Annotated in this window: 20 protein-coding genes, 5 tRNA genes and 2 pseudogenes; 18 read left to right on the top strand and 9 right to left on the bottom strand. The window is 34.2% G+C overall.

Annotated features, from left to right (window positions below):
* Positions 1-164: 164 nt before the first annotated feature.
* The 5 genes from DMB95_RS09055 to DMB95_RS09035 all read right to left on the bottom strand — a co-directional run bounded on the left by DMB95_RS09055 (position 165) and on the right by DMB95_RS09035 (position 640).
* A tRNA-Leu gene (locus DMB95_RS09055) sits at positions 165-249 on the bottom strand.
* Between the two features lie 59 nt (positions 250-308).
* Positions 309-385, bottom strand: a tRNA-Arg gene (locus tag DMB95_RS09050).
* 9 nt (positions 386-394) lie between these two features.
* A tRNA-Arg gene (locus DMB95_RS09045) sits at positions 395-471 on the bottom strand.
* A 3-nt stretch (positions 472-474) separates the two neighbouring features.
* A tRNA-His gene (locus tag DMB95_RS09040) sits at positions 475-551 on the bottom strand.
* An 11-nt stretch (positions 552-562) separates the two neighbouring features.
* A tRNA-Pro gene (locus DMB95_RS09035) sits at positions 563-640 on the bottom strand.
* 359 nt (positions 641-999) lie between these two features.
* On the opposite strand from DMB95_RS09035, the gene DMB95_RS09030 reads away from it, so the two are divergent.
* The 7 genes from DMB95_RS09030 (at position 1,000) to DMB95_RS09000 (ending at position 8,739) form a co-directional block, all read left to right on the top strand.
* On the top strand, positions 1,000-1,320 hold the full coding sequence (locus DMB95_RS09030) for a DUF2325 domain-containing protein (RefSeq protein ID WP_137633639.1): 321 nt from the start codon (positions 1,000-1,002) through the stop codon (positions 1,318-1,320).
* 118 nt (positions 1,321-1,438) lie between these two features.
* Complete coding sequence (fldA, locus tag DMB95_RS09025) at positions 1,439-1,930, top strand: flavodoxin FldA (RefSeq protein ID WP_142931796.1); 492 nt, start codon at positions 1,439-1,441, stop codon at positions 1,928-1,930.
* A 279-nt stretch (positions 1,931-2,209) separates the two neighbouring features.
* Positions 2,210-3,631: a catalase gene (locus tag DMB95_RS09020; RefSeq protein WP_137633641.1), complete on the top strand. Its 1,422-nt coding sequence runs from the start codon at positions 2,210-2,212 to the stop codon at positions 3,629-3,631.
* A gap of 108 nt (positions 3,632-3,739) precedes the next feature.
* A complete protein-coding gene (locus tag DMB95_RS09015) occupies positions 3,740-4,243 on the top strand; it encodes an ankyrin repeat domain-containing protein (protein ID WP_202922035.1) in 504 nt (167 codons plus the stop codon).
* A gap of 243 nt (positions 4,244-4,486) precedes the next feature.
* A complete protein-coding gene (aspA, locus tag DMB95_RS09010) occupies positions 4,487-5,893 on the top strand; it encodes an aspartate ammonia-lyase (protein ID WP_142931795.1) in 1,407 nt (468 codons plus the stop codon).
* Between the two features lie 9 nt (positions 5,894-5,902).
* Positions 5,903-7,327 carry an anaerobic C4-dicarboxylate transporter gene (locus DMB95_RS09005; RefSeq protein ID WP_142931794.1) on the top strand — a complete coding sequence of 475 codons (1,425 nt, stop codon included), beginning with the start codon at positions 5,903-5,905 and terminating at the stop codon, positions 7,325-7,327.
* Between the two features lie 155 nt (positions 7,328-7,482).
* The gene (locus DMB95_RS09000; protein ID WP_142931793.1) at positions 7,483-8,739 is read left to right on the top strand and encodes a DUF2920 family protein; all 1,257 of its coding nucleotides are present in this window, start codon (positions 7,483-7,485) and stop codon (positions 8,737-8,739) included.
* Between the two features lie 12 nt (positions 8,740-8,751).
* Here the strand turns inward: DMB95_RS09000 and DMB95_RS08995 are convergent, their stop codons facing one another.
* A complete protein-coding gene (locus DMB95_RS08995) occupies positions 8,752-10,644 on the bottom strand; it encodes a DUF342 domain-containing protein (RefSeq protein WP_142931792.1) in 1,893 nt (630 codons plus the stop codon).
* A 302-nt stretch (positions 10,645-10,946) separates the two neighbouring features.
* On the opposite strand from DMB95_RS08995, the gene rplU reads away from it, so the two are divergent.
* The 7 genes and pseudogenes from rplU to DMB95_RS08960 all read left to right on the top strand — a co-directional run.
* Complete coding sequence (gene rplU / locus DMB95_RS08990) at positions 10,947-11,255, top strand: 50S ribosomal protein L21 (protein WP_142931791.1); 309 nt, start codon at positions 10,947-10,949, stop codon at positions 11,253-11,255.
* Positions 11,256-11,265: 10 nt separating this feature from the next.
* A complete protein-coding gene (gene rpmA, locus DMB95_RS08985; RefSeq protein ID WP_002800974.1) occupies positions 11,266-11,520 on the top strand; it encodes a 50S ribosomal protein L27 in 255 nt (84 codons plus the stop codon).
* A gap of 68 nt (positions 11,521-11,588) precedes the next feature.
* Positions 11,589-12,614, top strand: a complete 1,026-nt coding sequence (obgE, locus tag DMB95_RS08980; RefSeq protein WP_142931790.1) for a GTPase ObgE — start codon at positions 11,589-11,591, stop codon at positions 12,612-12,614.
* A gap of 2 nt (positions 12,615-12,616) precedes the next feature.
* Positions 12,617-13,234 carry a recombination protein RecO gene (recO, locus tag DMB95_RS08975; RefSeq protein ID WP_137633648.1) on the top strand — a complete coding sequence of 206 codons (618 nt, stop codon included), beginning with the start codon at positions 12,617-12,619 and terminating at the stop codon, positions 13,232-13,234.
* A gap of 100 nt (positions 13,235-13,334) precedes the next feature.
* On the top strand, positions 13,335-14,045 hold the full coding sequence (locus DMB95_RS08970) for a hypothetical protein (protein WP_142931789.1): 711 nt from the start codon (positions 13,335-13,337) through the stop codon (positions 14,043-14,045).
* Between the two features lie 43 nt (positions 14,046-14,088).
* A complete protein-coding gene (locus DMB95_RS08965; protein WP_142931809.1) occupies positions 14,089-16,452 on the top strand; it encodes a DUF7494 domain-containing protein in 2,364 nt (787 codons plus the stop codon).
* Between the two features lie 176 nt (positions 16,453-16,628).
* Positions 16,629-17,759 (top strand): annotated as a pseudogene (locus DMB95_RS08960) (glycosyltransferase family 8 protein); the annotation flags it as partial.
* A gap of 13 nt (positions 17,760-17,772) precedes the next feature.
* Here the strand turns inward: DMB95_RS08960 and miaA are convergent.
* On the bottom strand, positions 17,773-18,648 hold the full coding sequence (miaA, locus tag DMB95_RS08955; protein ID WP_142931787.1) for a tRNA (adenosine(37)-N6)-dimethylallyltransferase MiaA: 876 nt from the start codon (positions 18,646-18,648) through the stop codon (positions 17,773-17,775).
* A 72-nt stretch (positions 18,649-18,720) separates the two neighbouring features.
* On the opposite strand from miaA, the gene mqnP reads away from it, so the two are divergent.
* From mqnP to moaA, 4 genes are read left to right on the top strand one after another with little or no spacing between them, the layout of a single operon-like run.
* The gene (mqnP, locus tag DMB95_RS08950; protein ID WP_137633653.1) at positions 18,721-19,593 is read left to right on the top strand and encodes a menaquinone biosynthesis prenyltransferase MqnP; all 873 of its coding nucleotides are present in this window, start codon (positions 18,721-18,723) and stop codon (positions 19,591-19,593) included.
* Positions 19,587-20,081 (top strand): hypothetical protein, encoded by a 495-nt coding sequence (locus DMB95_RS08945; RefSeq protein ID WP_142931786.1) that lies wholly within the window; start codon positions 19,587-19,589, stop codon positions 20,079-20,081. The genes mqnP and DMB95_RS08945 overlap by 7 nt, the downstream gene beginning before the upstream one ends.
* Positions 20,074-20,589: a hypothetical protein gene (locus tag DMB95_RS08940; RefSeq protein ID WP_137633655.1), complete on the top strand. Its 516-nt coding sequence runs from the start codon at positions 20,074-20,076 to the stop codon at positions 20,587-20,589. Before DMB95_RS08945 ends, DMB95_RS08940 begins: the two co-directional genes overlap by 8 nt.
* Positions 20,589-21,551 (top strand): GTP 3',8-cyclase MoaA, encoded by a 963-nt coding sequence (gene moaA / locus DMB95_RS08935; RefSeq protein ID WP_142931785.1) that lies wholly within the window; start codon positions 20,589-20,591, stop codon positions 21,549-21,551. Before DMB95_RS08940 ends, moaA begins: the two co-directional genes overlap by 1 nt.
* Positions 21,552-21,592: 41 nt before the next feature.
* Here moaA and DMB95_RS08930 read toward each other — a convergent pair whose 3' ends face one another.
* Positions 21,593-21,856 carry a hypothetical protein gene (locus DMB95_RS08930; protein WP_142931784.1) on the bottom strand — a complete coding sequence of 88 codons (264 nt, stop codon included), beginning with the start codon at positions 21,854-21,856 and terminating at the stop codon, positions 21,593-21,595.
* A pseudogene (locus DMB95_RS09800) lies at positions 21,856-22,021 on the bottom strand (methyl-accepting chemotaxis protein); the annotation flags it as partial. The gene DMB95_RS08930 and the pseudogene DMB95_RS09800, both read right to left, overlap by 1 nt.

Here is a 22,021-nt window from a genome sequence, read left to right as displayed (position 1 = left end):
GACTTAAAAAGTGTTTCATATTAAGAACTCAGAAAATTTAAGGAAATTTATAAAAAGTAAAGACTTAAAAATAAGCTATCAAAGATGATTTTATTTTTTTATTGTTGCCTGTTAAATTAAATAAATTTTGTAAGAGCCAGTAAAGAGATAAAAGTTTAGTAAGGTGGTGCGGATGAAAGGACTTGAACCTTCACGCATTGCTGCACCAGATCCTAAGTCTGGCGTGTCTGCCAATTTCACCACATCCGCAAAAGCGTAAATTTAAACAAATAAAATCTTGTGTAAATTTAATCAAAAACTTTAAAAAGTGGTACGCCCAAGAGGATTCGAACCTCTGACCTACGGCTTAGAAGGCCGTTGCTCTATCCAGCTGAGCTATGAGCGCTCAAAAAAATGGTGCGCCCGATAGGAATCGAACCCATAACCTACAGATCCGAAGTCTGTCGCTCTATCCAGTTGAGCTACGAGCGCGACTGGGGTGAGTGATGGGAATCGAACCCACGACCCTCAGGACCACAATCTGATGCTCTAACCGACTGAGCTACACTCACCATTTGCAAAATGGTCGGGGTGAAAAGATTCGAACTTTCGGCCCCCTGGTCCCAAACCAGGTGCGCTAACCAGACTGCGCTACACCCCGATGACAATATCAAAGGCAAAATTATATACAAATTTTTCTTAAAAGTCAAGATAGGAAAAAGACTTTACAAGCGAAAGTATTTAAAAATTTATCCATAAAATTTCAATCATGCAAAATAAAAATGACTACAATCACTCAAAAAGCAAGTAAAAATATACCAAATCTGCTAGAAATTTTTTAAATTATATATAATCAAAATAAAATTGTTTTTAAAAGAGATATATTGCTTTATATTTCATTATTGACTCAGTTAAAATATCAAAATTTAAAATTTTATAATAAATTTCAAAATAAATTTAGCTTCATTAGTTTATAATAATAATTATTAAATTATATTTTGATAATTACAAGGAGCAAAAATGTCAGTTTTAGTGATAGGAGCAGATGAGATTACGCCTATAAAGGCGGTGCTTTATGATTTGGGTGCGAAAAAAGTTGAGCATTGGGATGCTCGTAATGAAAACAGAGTTAATCGCAAGCCCATTCCCCAAGATACTCGTTGTGTTGTGATGCTTACAAGTTTTTTAAATCACAATACAATGAAAAAAATCAAAGGCGAAGCAAAAAAACGAAAAATTCCTTTAGTTTGTGCCAAAAGAAGCGTGAGTTGTGTGTATTCTGAATACTGCAAGATTTTTAATCTTAATAAAGATTTTTGTTGTGGTGAAGATGAATTTTAAGTGTGGTAGTGTAATAAAGAAACACTTTGTTTATATAAAAAATAAATTTATTGCATAAAATATATAAAATTATGCTAGAATTGCTTAGAAAATTTTATCAATTATAAAAGGAGAACTTATGTCAGTAGCCGTAGTTTATGGAAGTGCTATGGGAAATACAGAAGGTGCAGCTAATCTTATAGCTGAAAAACTAGGAATCAGCGATGTTTTAAACATAGCAGATGTTGATGCTGATAAGCTTAATTCTTACGATAAACTTATTTGCGGAACTTCAACTTGGGGAAGCGGCGATCTTCAAGATGATTGGGACGCTTTTGATTTTTCTGGCTTAAAATTAAGTGGCAAAACAGTTGCTATTTTTGGAATGGGAGATAGCGAAAGTTATTCAGATACTTACTGCGGCGCTATGGGAAAACTTGCTGAGAAGCTTAAAGAAGCTGGCGCAACTTTGGTTGGTGCGGTTTCAACTGATGGCTATAGCTTTGAAGCAAGCGAAGCTGTGGTAGATGGTAAATTTGTAGGACTTGCACTAGACAATGACAATCACGAAGATCAAACCGAAAGTAGAATCGATGCTTGGGTAGCGACGATAAAACCTTCTTTTTCTTAATCTAAAAGCCTGCGTTTGCGGGCTTTTTCAAATGCTTATTTTTAGTCTTTTATCCACTGAACTTTATAGATTTTTTCCTTGTTTTTCTCTTTATGACAATGCTTTTTAGCAAAAATATTGAATTTATTATTTTAGATTCTTACAAAAAGTTAAGGCAAGATATTTTATTTTCAAATACCCATTAAATCTTAAATAATAAATTTTATTATTTAAGATTATTTTTAGTTATTATAGATATAATTTATCAATCAATAAAATTTATTATCTAGGAGAAGTTAAATGAAAAAACTTACAAATGACTTCGGCAATATCGTTGCTGATAATCAAAACTCACTTAGTGCTGGTGCAAAAGGACCGCTTTTGTTGCAAGATTATATCTTGCTTGAAAAACTTGCTCATCAAAATAGAGAAAGAATTCCAGAAAGAACAGTTCATGCCAAAGGAAGTGCAGCTTATGGTGAGCTTGTTATCACAGAAGATATTTCACGATATACTAAAGCAAAAGTGCTTCAAAAAGGTGAAAAAACCCCTCTTATCATTCGCTTTTCAACCGTTGCTGGTGAGGCTGGAGCTGCTGATGCTGAAAGAGATGTGAGAGGATTTGCGATCAAATTTTACACAAAAGAGGGGAATTGGGATTTAGTAGGCAATAATACCCCAACCTTTTTTATACGCGATCCATATAAATTCCCAGATTTTATCCACACACAAAAAAGAGATCCGCGCACACATTTAAGAAGTGCAAACGCAGCTTGGGATTTTTGGAGTTTAAGTCCTGAAAGCCTTCATCAAGTTACGATTTTGATGAGTGATAGAGGAATTCCGGCAAGTTATCGCCATATGCACGGCTTTGGAAGTCATACTTATAGCCTTATTAATGATAAGGGCGAACGATTTTGGGTGAAATTCCACTTTAAAACCAAACAAGGTATAAAAAACCTTACAAATGCTGAGGCAGAAGCACTTATCGCTAAGGATAGAGAAAGTCATCAAAGAGATTTGGTTGAAAGTATAGAAAAAGGTGACTTTCCAAAATGGAGCTTTAAAATTCAAATTTTAAGCGAGAAGGATGCTGAAAAGTTAGGCTTCAATCCTTTTGATCTTACTAAAGTATGGTCTCATAAAGATGTGCCACTTATCGATGTAGGTGAAATGGTGCTTAACCGCAATGTGGATAATTACTTCAATGAAGTTGAGCAAGCTGCGTTTTCGCCGTCAAACATAGTCCCGGGAATTAGTTTTAGCCCTGATAAAATGCTTCAAGGTAGGATTTTTAGCTATCCAGACGCACAACGCTACCGCATAGGCACAAATTATCATCTTTTACCGGTAAATGCTGCAAAAAGCGAAGTAAATACCTATAATGTCGCTGGTGCGATGAATAGTGATACTTACAAAAACAAAGCAGCGTATTATGAACCAAATAGCTATGATTACAGCCCAAAAGAAGATAAGTCTTATCTTGAGCCTGATCTTGAGCTTAATGGCAATGCACAAAGATATGCCCCACTTGATGAGGATTTTTACACTCAGCCAAGGGCTTTGTTTGATCTTATGAACGCTGATCAAAAAAATCAGCTCTTTAATAACATAGCTGCTTCTATGGAAGGTGTTGATAAGGCAATCATTCAAAGAGCTTTAGGGCATTTTGAAAAAATCAGCCCTGAGTATGCTGCTGGAGTAAAAAAAGCTCTTGGTTAATCTTAAGCGTAAAGTCTTTTTGCTTTACGCATTTATAAACTTAAAACTGCCAACTTGACGCTCCTTGGAGTTGGCAGTTTTAAGTTTATGCAACATAAGGAAGTTACAATGATACAAAATTTAACTCAAGAAGAAGAAAAACGTTACGAAGAGCTTTGTGCCATGGCGTTTAATTTTGCCAGAAATGATGAATGCGAAAACCTCAAAACGATGATAGAAGCTGGCTTAAGTGCAAATTTAAAAAACCACAAAGGCGATAGTCTTTTAATGCTCGCAAGCTATCACAACGCCTTAGCGACTGCAAAAATGCTTTTAAAGCATGGAGCAATAGTTGATGAGAAAAACGATCGCGGACAAACGCCCTTAGCTGGTGTATGCTTTAAGGGTTATTTTGATATGGCTAAGCTTTTAGTGGAGCATGGAGCAAATATCAATGAAAACAATGGCTTAGGCATGACACCTTTTTCTTTTGCTTTGATGTTTGCACGAGCTGATATTGCGCAGTATTTTGCCGAGCAAACAAAGATGAGTGCAAGCAGAAGACTTTTACTTTGGTTTTTGTCTCTTTTCAAAAAAGCAAATAAAATTTCAAAAAGAAACAAGTTTGCCTAAAATTCTAGACTATTAAAAATAAATTTTTTCTTATAATCCGTATTTATACTTATCTTTTGTTACATTTTGTTTTTTATCTTGCACTGAATATGAAAGTGTGTATTTACAAAAAGTAACAATATCTTATTTATTTTTAAATATTAAATAATAATTTAATATTTATTTAAATATTTTTAGTTTATATTGCTTCTTGTAAAGACTAATTGGTCTTTAGATTTTATTCTTAACTTAAGGAGAAACAAGATGGCAACACGTAAAGAACACGATTTCATCGGTGAGCTTGAGATCAGTGATGATGTGTATTATGGGGTGCAAACCTTTAGAGCAATGGAGAATTTTAATATTTCTCATGATAGACTCAAAAATTTCCCTCGTTTTATACGCACTATGGCAAGGGTTAAAAAAGCAGCAGCTATGGCAAACTGCGAATTAGGACTTTTAGACAAAGAAAAAGAAGGGGCTATCATTAAAGCTTGTGATAAAATTTTAGAGGGCGGATACTACGATCAATTTGTCGTTGATATGTTTCAAGGTGGAGCTGGAACAAGCACGAATATGAACGCAAATGAAGTCATTGCAAATATTGCTTTAGAAATTTTAGGACACAAAAAAGGTGAGTATCAATACCTTCACCCAAATGATCATGTAAATCTCTCTCAAAGCACAAACGATGCGTATCCAACAGCACTTAGAATGGCTTTGCATGATTATTTAAGTGATTTAGCTAAGGCTATGGAGCATCTTAAAAAAGCTTATGAAAGAAAGGCAGTTGAATTTAAAGATGTGCTTAAAATGGGACGAACTCAGCTTCAAGATGCCGTGCCTATGACTTTAGGTCGCGAGTTTCAAACCTTTGCGGTAATGATAGGCGAGGATATAGAACGCGTTTTAGAAGCAAGAAAGCTTGTTTTAGAGATCAATCTTGGTGGAACAGCCATAGGCACAGGCATAAACTCACATCCTGATTATCCAAAAGTGGTTGAGAAGAAATTAAGAGAAATTACAGGCTTTGAATACAAAGTAGCTGATGATTTGATCGAAGCGACTCAAGATACAGGTGCTTATGTGCAAATTTCAGGCGTGCTTAAAAGAGTGGCTACTAAACTTTCTAAGGTGTGTAATGACTTAAGATTATTAAGCTCTGGTCCAAAATGCGGGCTTAATGAAATTAACTTACCAAAAATGCAACCAGGTAGCTCTATCATGCCGGGCAAAGTAAATCCAGTTATCCCAGAAGTTGTAAATCAAGTATGCTTTTATGTAATAGGAGCTGATGTAAGCGTAACCTTTGCAAGCGAAGGCGGACAGCTTCAGCTTAATGTGTTTGAGCCAGTTATTGCTTATAGTCTTTTTAATTCTATAGTTATGCTTGAAAAAGCGATGAAAACTTTGGCTGATAAATGTATAGATGGCGTTACAGCCAATGAAAAAATCTGCTCTGATTTTGTATATAACTCCATAGGCATAGTAACAGCACTAAATCCTTACATAGGTTATGAAAACTCAGCTTCCATAGCTAAAGAAGCTCTAAATACAGGTAAAAGAGTCTATGATCTAGCCCTTGAAAGAGGACTTTTAAGCAAAGAAAAGCTTGATGAAATTTTAACTCCAGCAAATATGCTTAATCCTCACATGACAGCGAAAAAATAGGGGAAAGTTATGGATATTTTACTCATACTTCAAATCATCGTTTTACTTGGTGCCATTTTCTTAGGCGTTCGCCTTGGAGGCATAGGCATAGGCTTTGCTGGTGGGCTTGGCGTAGTCGTGCTTACGCTTATACTTGGTATGAAAGTAGGTAATATCCCTTGGGATGTTATCTTAATCATTATGAGCGTCATTGCAGCTATTTCAGCTATGCAGCTTGCTGGTGGGCTTGATTATCTCGTGCAAGTAGCTGAAAAGATATTACGTTCAAATCCAAAGTATATCAACTATCTTGCTCCAACCGTGACTTATGTTTTGACACTTTTAGCGGGCACAGGACATACAGCTTTTTCTATGATACCAGTTATCGTTGAGGTAGCAAAAGAGCAAAACATCAAGCCTTCAGCTCCTCTAAGCATAGCTGTTGTTTCAAGTCAAATCGCCATCACAGCAAGCCCAGTTTCAGCTGCTGTTGTATATATGACAGGGGTTTTAGAGCCTTTAGGCTGGAGCTATCCTTTGCTTTTAGGAATTTGGATACCAACAACCTTTGTGGGTTGTATGCTTACAGCTTTTATCATTTCTAAAATCACTGATCTTGATCTAAGCAAAGATGAAGTGTATCAAGAAAGACTTAAAAATGGGCTTATCAAAGCAAGCACAGGAGCAATTCATACTGAAGTAAAACCAGGCGCCAAGCTTTCAGTGCTTATTTTCTTGCTTGGAGTGCTTTGTGTGGTATTTTATGCAACAACGATTTCAGATGTAGTGCGTAAGCCTATGCTTGATTATGTGAATATGCTTATTGCTGAGGGTAGTTCTTTAAGTGCTTTGGCTGAATTTGTAAAAAGCTATATTGATCCTGTGCGCTTGCCAAGAGATGGTGCGATCATGAGCTTTATGCTAAGCATTGCGGCTTTAATTGTGATCTTTTGTAAAATCAACACCGCAAAGATTTTTGAACAAAGCGTGTTTAAATCAGGTATGGTAGCTTGCGTGTGCGTGCTTGGTGTAGCTTGGCTTGGAGATACTTTTGTGGCTGGCTATAAGGGTCAAATTCAAGATATAGCTGGGGATTTAGCGACAAAATTACCTTTCCTTGTGGCTGTAGCCTTTTTCTTTGCAAGTATGCTTTTATACTCTCAAGCAGCTACAGCTAAGGCTATCGTGCCTACTATAGTTGCTGCTCTTTCCATCTCAGCAACAAGCGATGGAAGCATTGCTGCAAACTCATACATACTTGTAGCTTCTTTTGCTGCAGTTTCAGCTCTTTTTGTGCTTCCTACTTATCCAACCTTACTTGGTGCGGTGCAAATGGACGATACAGGTTCAACAAGGATAGGAAAATATGTATTTAACCATGCTTTCTTGGTTCCAGGAACCTTAGCTATCGCTTTAAGTGTAGCTCTAGGATTTTTAGTCGCTCCACTTTTTTAAATTTTTTACAAGTTCGCCTTTATGGCGAGCTTGTTTTATCATAAATCATACTCTTTTATCACAAAAATAAGCTTTTATTGTTTTAAATTCAAACAAAATGAAGCATAATCATTATATACTTTTTATCAATTTAGCTTTATGATTAAGGAAGAAGCATGTTTAATAACAAAACTTTAAGCATACCAGCAAGCGAGGATAAGGAGCTTGAGTTAAAAAGAGAAAATCCGCTTGAGTTTAAGCTTGATTTTGATGATGAAAAACCGGTTAAGGCTTTGTTTTTTCTTATCGCTGGTTTGGGCGAGGATAACAATCAAAGCTATCAAGATCATTTGGCTGAATTTTTAGTTAAAGAATACCAAGTCGCTGTGATACGAGTAAGTTACAACAATATAGGACTTCGTCCGCAAAATGGAGCGACTTTTGTTATGGACGCAAAAGATAAGGAAATTTATCTACGAGTAGGCGAAGGTCTTAATATCAACTTTGCAGATAATTTTTTTCCACCACATGATCTTAGTCAGCAAGAAACATATCAAGCCTGCGCTATACTCAATAACGCTATACAAGAAAGACAAAACAGAGGCTTTTACAAAAAAGGCATAAGGATCGGTATAAGCATTAGCGTGCAGCCAGCTCGCAACGAATACTTAAATTTTGGTGTTTTACAAGCCATGGATATACTTAATGTTTTACAATTTATCAAGAAAAATCCACCTTTTATACTTGAAAAAGATTATAAAACGATTATGTTTGGTTCATCTCATGGCGGGTATCTTGCTTTGCTTGCGGCTAAATTTGCTCCTTGGCTTATCGATGGTGTTTTAGAAAATTCAGCCTATGTAAAGCCACAAATGCGTCTTTTTGGGCTTGGAAGGGATGTGGATTATATTAAAGAGTGTGAATTTCAAGCTGGTGAATTTTTTGAGCATGTTGTGTTGTGCTGTGTTACAAAGACACCTTTTTCGCTTGATACAAATTCAAAATATTATTTTTCAAGCGATCATCATCATATACGAGATATCTTTAATGAAGCCCATTTACGCACTCAAGCAAACTATCCAAAGCCTTATTATATCAGTTATCATAGCATACAAGATGAACTTGATTTAGCCCAAAACAAAGAACAAATGTTTGAGCTTTTAAAAGAGCTTGATTTTAAAGGCTCGCTTCATATTATCAAAGATGAAAGCGAAGTTGATGGGACTTTTATCAAAAGCTTAAAACATGGCATGGGTATGTCTTTAAAAATGCTGATACAAAAAGAATTACCCACTTTACTTGCTTTAAAAAAACGCAAACTTTCTAAAAATACACCAAGAGAAATTCTTTATAAAGGCGAAAAGCTTGATTATCTTTTTAAAGAAACTCATGGGGGGGGGGCATTTGAATTAGAGCTTTTTAGGCATGATTAAATTTGCAAAAGTTTATGAGTCAAATTCTTTTATAAGCTCTGCTTCAAGCTCTTTTAAAGCCTCAAATTCTTTGTTTTCTTCTTGGCTTTTATGAGTAAAACATACTTTTTTCTCATGCAAAGCGATCTTAAATAAATCACTTTGCGCATCAATAGCTCTTGTGATAACATCACCTTCTGTAAAAACAAAGCGGATTTCATTATAATCTCTACTCCACAAACCGCTTTGATTAAAGACTTCTGCTTGATTGATGATATTGTTTATTTTGTTGATTTGTTCTTTTACTTCATTTTCTACTTTTTGCTTATTTGTAAGTTTTTGTTCGACTTCTTTTATTTTATTGACTAAATTTCTAAAACGAATGATTTGATCTGTAAAGCTTTTTGGTGGCTCTTGGTGAGCGTCTTTCATAGCTTTGTAAGATAAAAGTATATTTTGCATATTTGGGCTGATAAGCTTATAACTTTCTTGGAGGCTTTTACAAATTTTTTCACACTCTTCTAGTTCTTGAAGCTTTTGCTTTCCTCTTGTTAAAGCATCATTAATCTGCTTAAAGTCAAGGGCATCAACGATAAATTTATTTGTATCGCCGCAACATTCTTTGATAAAGCAGTTGTTTAAGAAATGAATTTCATTTGTGCTAGCGAGATTCTCAATATAGACATTTTCAGCATAAATTTTTGCGTTGATTGCATTTTTTACAAAGGCTGTTTTTGCTTCTAAAATACCGCGTTCTAAGGTATCAACTATCGCCACTTCAGCACGCAAAAAACCTTTGAGATTAAAAATTCTTGCATGTTTTGCATAAATTTTTGCTTTTGAGTGGATTTGTCCTTTGATATCAAGCCTTTTATTGGCTTTAACTATAGCATTTTCGGCTACTGAGCCGTTAAGATTGATGATTTGAGCTTCTACTGTGATGCCTGAATCTATACCATCATCAAAGCGATTTGCCATAGTTAAGTTGATATTAACCTCTTCACCTTCACTTGCTTTTACGGAGCCTGAACTTTTTAGACTAAGCTTTTTATCTGAAGTGATTTCGTTGCTAATATCAAAATTTAAGTCTTTATTTTGCATAAAACCATCGATTTTTGCAAAATATTTGATGATTTTATCATTTTCTTCTACTTCGAAATTTTGCTCATTGATTTTTGGACGACATTTTGCTAGCTCGACTTTGCGTTTGATGACATGATTTTTGATGTTTTTACCATCAATCCCTGTGCGAACTTTTTTGTATTCAAGTGTCAAATCACCTTTATTTAAGGTTGCAGCTAAATCACCTTTTTCAAAATCTGATTCAAAGTGGGCTTTTTTCTCATCTAAAATTTGGCGAAAATGCATGATAAGCTCATCTGGTTTATCATCAATCTTTTCAATACCTCTTGCTACTTCAATCACAACATCATTAATCATACAAATTCCCATACTTACTTGCTCTACAAAGTCTTTAATCAAAGAATGCAGTGCAAAAGCACGAATACCTATAAGTAAGTTAAGTTCAATCATTTGACGATAAATTTCTTGCAAAATATCCTCATATAACTCATCATAATACTCAAGGTGTGTATCTTGCTTGATTATGGCTTGGATATTGATAAATTGCTCATCGTATTTAAGCTCAAGCTCAAAACGAGGTGGAGCTTTTTGAATCACTGCAATTTCATAGGTTTGATAAATATTTAATTTTTCATTTATAAAAAAGCTATCGCTTTCAAAGACATTAAGCTGCGTGCTTTTAAGCTCGATAGACAAGCCGTCGTTTGATTCTGTATAAAAAGTCGTAAAATTAAGCACCTTAAATGAATGCTCTTGTGGATCAAGTGTATTTTTTTTAAGATATGCTTCATAGTCAAAAACCGGTGTTTTTGATACAAAGCTCGTAAGAATTTGCGAACTCATTTGTAACTCCAAAACTAAGTTTATTTGATATTTAACAATTATTGATTAATTGTATTTTTTCACATATATTTTGATTATAAGTTAAAAATAATTATTTTGAGCTTAAAACTTAAAATAAGCTCATTTAAGTGGCAAAAACTCAACACTTCTTTTTTTAAAAATAAAGATTTTATTTTTTATCTTTAACCTAAAATTCAACAAAAAAATGTATAATTAGTTCTTTTTTATGAAATGTCTAAGCTTTTTAAATCCGAATTTTCGGTGCTTAACATTAACTTACCCAAGAAAAAGGAGAAGTATTGATGTATGCGATCATCAAACACAGCGGCAAGCAATACCGAGTAAGCGTTGGCGATGAGCTAAAACTTGATCGTTTTGAAGCCGAAGAAAAAAGCAGTATTGAAGTCACAGAAGTGCTTGCACTTAGTGATAAAGAACTCAAGGTAGGTGCGCCTTTGCTAGCTGGTGCAAAAGTTGTTTTAGAAGTGATTAATCACGGCAAAGACAAAAAAGTCGTGATTTACAAAAAAAGACGCAGAAAAGATTCAAAGATAAAAAGAGGCTTTAGAAGACAATTCACACGCGTTAGAGTAAAAGAAATCAAAGGCTAAGGAGTAAAATATGGCACACAAGAAAGGTCAAGGCTCAACTCAAAATAACCGCGATTCCATAGGTCGTCGTTTAGGTGTTAAAAAATTTGGTGGTGAATTTGTCCGAGCTGGCAATATCATCATTCGCCAAAGAGGCACAGCAACTCACGCTGGCAACAATGTAGGCATGGGTAAAGATCACACTATCTTCGCTTTGATTGATGGTTTTGTGAAATTTGAAAGAAAAGACAAAGATAGAAAAAAAGTTTCTGTATATCCTGCTTAATTTTTTAGAGGATTTATCCTCTAAAAACTCTTTTATTAACTTCTTTTTTAAATTTAAAGGCTTTTGCTATGTTTATTGATAGTGTAAAATTAGTCCTTAGCTCTGGAAATGGTGGCAAAGGAGCGGTAAGCTTTCGCCGTGAAAAACATGTGCCCTTAGGCGGTCCTGATGGCGGTGATGGTGGCAAGGGCGGCGATGTGGTTATCGTGTGTAATAATAACGCTCATACCTTGGCTAATTTTAAGGGCAAAAAAGAACTTAGCGCACAAAATGGACAAAACGGCGATAAACGCAACCGCAATGGCAAAAGTGGAGCAAATCTTGAGATCTCAGTGCCTGCTGGCACACAAATTATCGATGATGAAAGTGGAGAAGTTTTACTTGATATGACAACTCACTTAGAGCAAAAAATATTACTCAAAGGTGGTAAAGGTGGGCTTGGCAATACGCATTTTAAAAATGCGACAAATCAACGTCCAGATTATGCTCAAGCTGGTATTAAGGGGCAAAGCTTAAAGGTGCGTTTAGAACTTAAGCTTATCGCTGATGTTGGACTTGTGGGCTTTCCAAATGTTGGCAAATCAACACTTATAAGCGTGATCTCAAATGCAAAGCCACAAATTGCAAATTATGAATTTACCACACTCACACCAAAGTTAGGTTTGGTTCAAGTTGGTGAATATGATAGTTTTGTTATGGCTGATATACCCGGCATCATCGAAGGGGCAAGTGAGGGCAGGGGCTTGGGACTTGAGTTTTTAAAGCATATAGAACGCACTTCTTTTTTGCTTTTTGTGCTTGATCCTTTGCGTGAGTTAAGTTTAAAAGAGCAGTTTGAGGCTTTAAGCAAAGAGCTTGAAAAATTTTCATCAAAGCTTTATGAAAGAAAATTTGGCATTATGATCTCAAAAAGTGATAGTATAGAACTTATGCCTGAGTTAAAAGAAAAATTTGAAGTCGCTTTTAATGAGCTAAAAGCTCATCTTAAAACACTTAAAAATCCAGAATGTTTTATCATCAAGGTTTCAAGCTTGCAAAGTCTTGGGCTAAGTGAGCTTAAAAATGAACTTTTTAAACAAATCACTCGTGTGTAATAATGCAAGGCTTTATCCTTCATACCCAACGCGTAAAAGATGAAGACTTAATCGTTTATGTGTTAAGTCAAAGGGCTGTGATTAAGGCATATCGCTTTTATGGTTTAAGACATTCAAGTATTTTAAGTGGCTATAAGATAGATTTTGAATTAGAAGAAAATCCAAGCTTTTTACCTCGCCTTAAAGATACGCTTCATCTTGGTTTTAAGTGGATTATGAGTCGCGATAAAATGTTTATTTGGCAGGAATTTATACGACTTTTTTATAAACACTTAAAAGATATTGAAGCACTTGATTCATTTTATTTTGATTTGCTTGATGAAAGCTCAAGACGTTTTGAAAGGCAAAATCCATTTCGTGTTATTGTTGATGCTTATGCAAATTTGCTTGAATTTGAGGGCAGGCTTCATAAAGATTTTTATTGTTTTGCTTGTGATGAACTGATAAATGAAGATGAAGTAACGCTCATAAGAGGTTTTTTACCAGCTCACAAAGCCCATGCTTTGAGTTTTAGTTTTGATAAAAATAAACTTAAGGACTTTTTTACGCATAAAAATTGCTCGGTTTTTGATGATGAGGAGATTAAAGAGCTTTATATGCTTATCAAAGAGGGATTTTAGGGTTTTTGTAAATAAAAATTGATGATAAAAACTTCAATTTAAGCTAAAAATCGCTACAATTGATAAAAAATTCACACTCATACTGATAAGGGTAAAATTAATGAAAAGCGTTGTTTATGAAGTCGGCAAAAAAGCTTTGTGTTTTTTGGATTTAGCGAGTAAAAGACATGCAAATTTATGTAAAAAGCTTGAAAATAGCGAAAATTACTATGTTTCTTGTTTGCATGATAGTGATTTTAAAGCCCGATTTTTTAAATGTGAGATTGCCAGCACAGCCTTTGTTTTAGCGCTTTTAGCAAGGCTTGGTAGTGATGAGTTTGATATGCTTGATGAGGGGTATTTGAGTGCTGAGAGTTGTTTGGGCGAAGAAGAAGCTGCTGAAATTTTAGACTTTTTAAACGAGGCTGAATTTCTCATCATCGATATAAATTTAAAAGAGCATAAGGATTATGAAAATATCTTATTTTTTTGTGCTTTTTTGGCTCATAAATTTAAGCTTAAATTCGCTTTTAGCGATGAGAGCGAAGAAGAGCTTTTAGTGCAAGATACATTTAGGCATTTAAAAGAGCTTGATAATTATGATGGTTTAGTGCTTTTTCGTTTGAAAAACAAGGATAAATTTTTGCATTGTTCTCAACAATTTTCACAAATTGCTAAGATAAATGATCAAGCAAATATTCTCATAGAAAGTGAGTTTTTTAAGCTTGAAAGCAAGCTTATGTGTGATGAGGGCTTAAACACGATCATTGCTTTTTTAGACTTTGATACAAAGGGCTATGATTTTGTGCGTGTAAAACTTACAAAGATATAAGGCTTTGGTGTTTAAATTTATTTTTTATGGATATAATTATTTTATGAGAATTTTATGTATATTTTTACTGAGTTTTTCTACTCTTTTTTCTTTTGAGATCGTTTTAAACAGAGGTAGTGATAATAACAACCCCTTTGGCGTGCTTCATTTAAAAAATGATGAAAACTTTACTTGTAAAGAATTTGAAGAAGGGGATTTAAAGCATTATGAATGCGAAATTTTAGGAGTAGTTGAAACAAGACTTGATAATCAAAGTTTTGATTTTTTTGATCTTAATTTTACAAAAACAAATCAGCTCACTCAAATTTTTATACAAGCTAAAATTCCATCAAAAATGTTTAATTTGTCTCAAAAAATTTATGATGAAAATGTAGTTTTAAGTGATAATAGCGATACAAATTCCACAAGTTTTACCTTTGTTTTTTCTGACGAGATAGCGTATTTTAAAGATCATGATGGACTTGACTTTGACATTAATTTTTCTAATTTACAAACGCCTTTTGTAGGAGCTTTAGACTTAAACTCAAACCCTGTGCTTATCCCTCAAAGTGCTGATATAAATACCTTTTTACGCATCAAAGAAGAGTATGAAAAACAAAATTACACTCAAGTTATCACTGATGCAAGTAATGCGATTGAACGTTATCAAGGCAGTATTTTTATGAACGAGTTTATCTTATATAAGCTTAGAGCGCAAAATCAGCTTTATACTTACACTCCAGACTTTAGAAACCAAAATCAACTTGAGCAAATGGTAGAAGATGCTAAAGAATGGAGCAGAACCTTTACGAGTGATAGAAATTTTCCCGAAATTTCATATATTATGATGCGAGCATATATGGCACTAGAACAGCGAGCAAATATGGAATATGTGGTTGAAATTTTAAGCAATGAATACCCTGAGAATTACTTTGCTCAGCTTGCTTTGCTTGATTATGCAGATTATTTGCTTACTCTTGGCGATAGAGCAAAAGCCCAAATTATCTTTAATGATCTTTATTACAGAACACAAAATGTTGATATAGCCGCAAGAGCTGGGCTTTCTTTAGCTAGACTTGCACTTATCGCAGATGATACAAATCAAGCCTTAAATCTTATCAATACCATTACAAACGCAAATGCAAATTCTTTTATCCAAAACAAAGCCCTTTCTTTAGAGCTTGCAAAGCTTTTGTATGATAAAGACAATCCTCAAATAAGTGCGATGATCTATGAAAGAGTATTTAATAGCTTAAATAGAAGCGATAAAGAATACGAAGAAGTGCTTAAAAACCTCGCCCTTGCACTAAGTAAAACAAATGAATATCAAAAAGCCAAGCGTTATCTTGACTTATATACAGATGAATTTGGCGATGGGGAGCATTTGGCTTTAGTAAAAGAAGCAGCCGATCGAATCTTTTTTGATTTGAAAGATGGAAATTCAAGCTTTTTGCACGAAAAATATCAAAGCTTGATGAAAGAATACGCTAATGAAATCGCTGCTAAAGCTCTTCTTTATGATGTAAAATTGTATTTTGATGAGAACAATACCCAAGCCGTGCTTGATTATAAAGATGAGATAGAACGATACAATAACCCTGAGATGAAAAATTTGCTTGAAAGAGCGGCTATTTCAAGGCTCAATGAAGACTTAAGGGCGGATAATTGCTCCGGGGCAACAAGCCTTTTTCAAGCCTATAAAGAGTATGAAATAGGACAGAAAATCAATAACAAAAAAGCTATGCTCGCGTGCTTAAAAAGAAATTTACAAGTTTCTTTAGCTGAAGAATATATCGATAAAAATAGGCAAGAAGACAGCATTTATTATGATTTGGAAAAAAGCGAATTAGAGCTTAATGCTAAAAATTATGCAAATACTATCGCTTTGGCAAATGGCGTGATTGATTCAAGGACGATGAAAAGCGATGAAGAGCGGTTTAATGCGTATTATTTCAAATTTTTAGCCCAGCTTAGACAAAATGATTATAATGCTGCGATTAAGAGTCTTGAAGCTCTTGAACGTTTTGAGATGAACTTTAAAATGGTTGAGCTCTATCATGAGTTTTTACTTTATTGTAATGAGCAAAACCTCACTACGAGCATACTTCACTATGCACCAAAGGCGATTGATTTTCAAAATTTAAAAGGGGTAAATGTATATAGTCCAGAGCTTGAGTTTATGTATCTTGATGCTTTAAATAAAAGTGGAAATTTTAGTGAAGCTTTGGCTGTTTTAACGGATTTGATAAAGCTTAACTTAGATGCTGAACAAAGAGCAAGGGCTTTTTATATACAAGCTGAAATTTTTGAAAAAACACAAAATTTAAATGCCCAAAGAACGAGCCTTACACAATGCCTTGATATTAATGCAAGTTCGAATTGGCAGAATTTATGCCGTGAAAAAATGAATATTTTAAATACAAATTAACACTTTAACAAAGGAGAAACAATGTTTCATATCGTTTTTAATTCAGATGAAAATTATGCAAAATACACAGCGGTGATGATGTATTCTATCATCAAAAACACCAAAACCAACAATGCAAGCGAGGGGGGGGGGCTTTAACTTATAAAGCATTTGATGATAATTTAAATTCACAAGAAAAACTTAAATATCACTTTCACATACTTACAAATAATTTTAGCCAAAACACCATAGATCGCTTTTATGCTCTTGAAAAAGAGTTAAATGCCCTTTATCCTTGCTCTATACACATTCATCAGCTTGATGATAGCATTTTTAAGGACTTGCCAAAACTTGGGGCAAATCATACGACTTATTTTCGGCTCAAACTCGCTTCTCTTTTAGATACAAGTGTTAAAACTTGTTTGTATCTTGATGTGGATATGCTTGTTTTGGGAGATTTAAGGGCTTTATTTGCTTTAGATTTGCAAGATAAAGTTTTAGCAGCTGTTTATGATGAGAGAACGCAGAGTAAGAGAATTTTAAAAAGCTTAAACTTAGAGTATAAAGATATAGCCTTTTGCAAGACTTATTTTAATGGCGGTTGTATGTTAATTAATCTTGAGGAATTTAGGAAACAAAATCTGGAGCAAAAATGCCTAGAACTTATGCCAAATTATGATTTAAAAGCCCATGATCAAGATATATTAAATGCTTTGGTGCAAGGACAAAAGGTGCTTAAGCTTCCTTATGAATACAATATCTTCGTGCATTCGTATTCTTTTGTTAGAGCAAATGATGAAAGAAAGAAATTTGATGTGGATTACTCGCGAAAAGAGCTTAATTTTGCTTTAAAAAATCCTATCATTTTACACTTTACAAACGAGCATAAGGCTTGGTTTGCACCACATAATTATATCAATGAAAAAGGCGAGTTTTTAGGCGAGATATGGTGGCGATATGCTCTACAAACACCGATTTTTAAAGACGAACTTTATGCTGAATATAAAAATTTACAAGAAGCTTTAGAGCTTCAAGAGCCTTATACTGATGAAATCGCTTTTTTGATGATACAATGCACAAAGTCTTTCTTGGGTTATCTTCAAATGCCTTTTGTGATTTTTCAAGCGATTAAAAAATATGAGCACGATAAAACAGGCTTGAAAAAAAGAAAACTTGAAGAACACAATCTTGGTTTTGAGCTAAGAAAGATAGCTTTTAAGGCATATTGGCGAAGGAAAGAAGGAAAAATGCTTTCTTTGCCATATCAGGCTTACCGCACTCAGCTTAGAGTAAGAAAATATGGGCTCAATAAGCTTAAAGAAGAGTAAATTTTGTAAGGTTTTACATTTGGTTTAATTTTGCTTGCATAAAACCTTGAAGCTCATCATACGCTTTGCTTTGCTCAAGGCTAAACTTATCAAAACCTTTGTTAAAAGTTCTTTGTCGTTTAGCAAGCTGGGCTGTGTGCGTTGTGATGAGTGTTTCAAGCTCATGAAGTGAAATTTCACCATCAAGATAAGCTTTACACTCTTTTAAACCTATGGAATTTAAAGGCTTTAAACTTGTATCAAAATGCATAAATAAATACCTCGCCTCCTCAAGCAAGCCCTTTTCAAGCATAGCCTTTGTTCTTTTAGCTATCCTTTGTCTTAAAAGCTCTTTATCGCACACCAGCTCAAAGATATCAAGCTTTTTAATCAAAGCTGGCTTTAAGGTGCGTTTTAAAAACTCACTTGGCACTTCTTTGCTAAACTCATAAATATCAAGCCATTTTCTTAAGCGATAAGTATCGTTTTTTTCTATCTTTGCTTTTTTATCTATACGTTTTACAAGGGCGTAAATAGCTTCATTATCAAGCTCATAATGCAAAAGCGCAGGCACCTCTTTACTTAAACCACTCATTAAAGCCTTTAAGTAAAAACTCGTCCCACCCACGATAATAAGAGGCTTATTTGCCTTTAAAGCTGCGTTTTTAGCTCTTTTATACTCTTTGAAAAACAAAGCCACATTAAAGGCTTCATCTACGCTTAAAAGATTGATTCCAAAATAATTAATACACTGTGTATCATCAGGCTTAGCCGAAGCGATATTGATCTCTTTATACACACACAGGCTATCAAGACTCAAGATAAAGGCGTTAAATTCAGCAGCTAGCCTTGAAGCAAGCTCGCTTTTACCACAAGCTGTGCAGCCAATGAGTGCAAATTCAAAAAACATAAGCGAGTTTTTCCTTAAATTTAAAGTTTTTTTAGTAAAATCATAACAAAAATTTACTAAAGAGTAAAAATAATGAAAACATTTTATACAAAACTTAACACTCTTTTAGAGCTTGTTGTTTTTAAGCATTCTATCTTTGCTTTACCTTTTTTGTTTATTTCTATGATGGTAGCTTCAAAGCTTGAAACTCAAAGCGTTTGGTTTGGCTTTAAGGTGCTATTTTTAGGCATAATCTGTGCGGTGAGTGCAAGAAATTTTGCTATGGCGATGAACCGCTTTTTAGATGAGGATATTGATAAGGATAATCCTCGTTGCAAAGATCGCCCAAATATCAGTGGCAAGATAGATAGAAAAAGCGTGCTGGGCTTTATCTTGCTTAATGCCTTTGTTTTTGTGCTAGCATCTTTTTTTATCAATACCCTAGCCTTTGTGCTTTCTTTTCCTATACTGCTTATACTTGGCTTGTATTCAACTTTTAAACGTTTTTCATCTTTGGCTCACTTGGTTTTAGGTTTTTGTTTGGGACTTGCACCTATTGCTGGAAGTGTGATTGTGCTTGGTAAGATAGAGCTTTATAGTGTGATTTTGTGTCTTGGGGTGATGTTTTGGACGGCCGGGTTTGATCTGCTTTATAGCTTGCAAGATATGGAGTATGATAAGCTTAAAGGGCTTCATTCTGTGCCGTCTAAATTTGGCACAAAGGCGACTTTGTTTGCTTCGGCATTTTGTCATTTTTTGGCGGTGTTGTTTTGGTTTCTGTTTGCTTGGCAGGCTGGACTTTCTTTTGTGGCTTTTTTTGGGGTGCTTGTTTGTGCGGTGATTTTGTTTTTCGAGCAAAAGATCGTGCGTAAGAATTTTGCTCATATTGATAGGGCTTTTTTTACTTTAAATGGATATTTAAGTATCATTTTTTTGATTTTTATTTGGGTTGATTTGATATGGTAAGTTTTTTTAAAACAGCTTTAAGAATTGAATTTGAAGAAAGCACTCTTGATGATATGCGTTTTAATGAAGAATTTATCAGTCTTAATTCAAACGCTCAAATTATGAGATTTAAAAAACTTGCCCAAAAAATAGAATTGAGCGAAAGTGAAGAATTGCTTTTTGATATGCTTATTAGCATAAAAGAAGATATAGCAAGACTTGAGCTAAAAGACAAGCAGCTTTTAATCGCGCTTCAAAATAAAGCTCATATTTCAGGCGTGCATTATGAAAATCTTGAATTTTTAAACACGAATTTAGTTCAAAATCAAGTCTATTATGCTAGATTAAAGATAAATAACAAAGAGATAGCCTTTTTCATCAAGGCTTTAGATGAAAAAACGGCGAGTATTATTAAGATCAAAAGTGAAGATAAAACGCTTTATGATGCTTTTGTGGCACAGACACAAAGAGAGCTTATCAAAGAAATGAAAGGAAAAGAAAATGAGTGATGAGTTACTTTATCTCATTTTTATAGTGATTTTACAAATTGCCTTAGTGGCTTATATTTTTATCAAGGACAAGGAAAATTCACTTAAGATTATAAAGCTTGAAAAAGCAGTGGAAGAGTTGAGTAAAAATATGCACTATTTACGCAAAGAACTTGAGGCAAAAGCTGATATACAAAGTGTAAATTTACAAAATTCAGATGATTTAAAAGATGAGATCAATCTTTTGCTTAATAAAGAAGTCAATAGCAAGATCGTGCCTATACTCAAGAGCTTGAAGGGCTTTGAAAGCGTGATTGAAGAGTTTCAAAATGAGCAAGAAAATAGACTCTCTCATCTTGAGCAAAAAACGCAAAATATCTCAAAGCTTACGCCAAATTATGAAAACGAAGAGCAAAAAATCGTTGATTTGTTTAAGGAAGGCAAAAGTATAGAACAAATCTCAAAAGATTTAAGAATTCCCACAGGAAGCGTTGAATTTACGCTAAAGATGAAAAAGATGGTTGATTAATGCTTGTTGATCGTTATGATAGGGTGATTGATTATTTACGCATTTCAGTAACGCAAAATTGCAATTTTCGCTGTTTGTATTGTATGCCAAAAATCCCTTTTGATGAAAAAATTAATGAAAATTTACTTAGTTTTGACGAGCTTTTTTTATTTGTTAAAGTTGCCATTGATGCTGGGGTGAGAAAGATTAGGATCACAGGGGGTGAGCCACTTTTAAGAAAAGATTTACACAAATTTATAAAAATGATTTTTGAGTATAAAAATAGCATTGATCTAGCCTTAACTACAAATGGCTTTTTGCTTCAAAATCAAGCAAAGCTTTTAAAAGAAGCTGGACTAAAAAGGGTAAATATCTCTTTAGACTCTCTTCATGCAAAAAAACTTATAAAAATTTCTCAAAAAGATATTTTAAAAGATGTTATGCAAGGCATTAACGCTGCTTTAAGTGAGGGCTTTTTAGTCAAGCTTAACTGCGTTGCTTTAAAAGGGCTTAATGATGATGAAATATGTGATTTGCTCGAGTTTGCAAAGGCTAAAAATATCCAAATTCGCTTTATAGAATTTATGGAAAATACCCACGCTTACGGACAGCTTCAAGGCTTAAAAGCAGATGAAATTTTAAAGCTTTTAAGTCAAAAGTATAAAGTGCAAGCCCTAGAAAAAAGTTTAAATGCTCCGGTAAGCTTATACAAAGCAGATGATTATACCTTTGGCATCATCGATCCGCATAGTCATGAGTTTTGCGATACTTGCAATCGTATCCGCTTGACGGCTGATGGCTTGCTTGTGCCTTGTCTTTATTTTGATGAGGCTTTAAGCATAAGAAAGGCTGTGAAACAAGGCGATATAGACGCAGCAAGTAAGATACTTCAAAGCGTGATTGAAAACAAGCCAGAAAAGAACAAATGGAGCATTAAAGATAACGAACGCTCAACAAGGGCTTTTTATCAAACTGGAGGCTAAGTTTATAGCTACTTGTTTTGTGTTATCTTACGAGGAATGAATCAAGAAGCTTTGTTTTTGTTTGCTTCTTGTATGCTTAAAAGTTTTGATTCTAAGGCACAAAGATTATCTACTTTCCAATCACTCGCGTCAATATCTTCTTGATTAAATTCAAAAGGGCTTTTCAAAAGCTCTGTATCACGCACCTCATACAGCATATAAATTCCACTTGTATAACTCATCTGTATAAAAGCGTGTATATTCCAAGAGCTTCTAAAATACCCCATGCCTCTTTTATTTTGATTTAAAACTTCATAAATTTTCATTAAAACTTCTTCTTCCGAGCATCTTCAAGTATATTTTTTGCAATACTATTGACTGCATCAGAAATCACAGAACTATCATTAGCAATCTTCACATTATCTTGAGTTACACTTTCTATATGAGCTACACTTTCATTGATTTGAGTAATACCTGCAGTTTGCTCTTTA

It is taken from the genome of Campylobacter sp. MIT 12-8780 (assembly GCF_006864535.1).
GTDB lineage: Bacteria > Campylobacterota > Campylobacteria > Campylobacterales > Campylobacteraceae > Campylobacter_D.
Note: the sequence above shows the minus strand (reverse complement) of the source record. Positions and strands in the feature narration are given on the sequence as shown.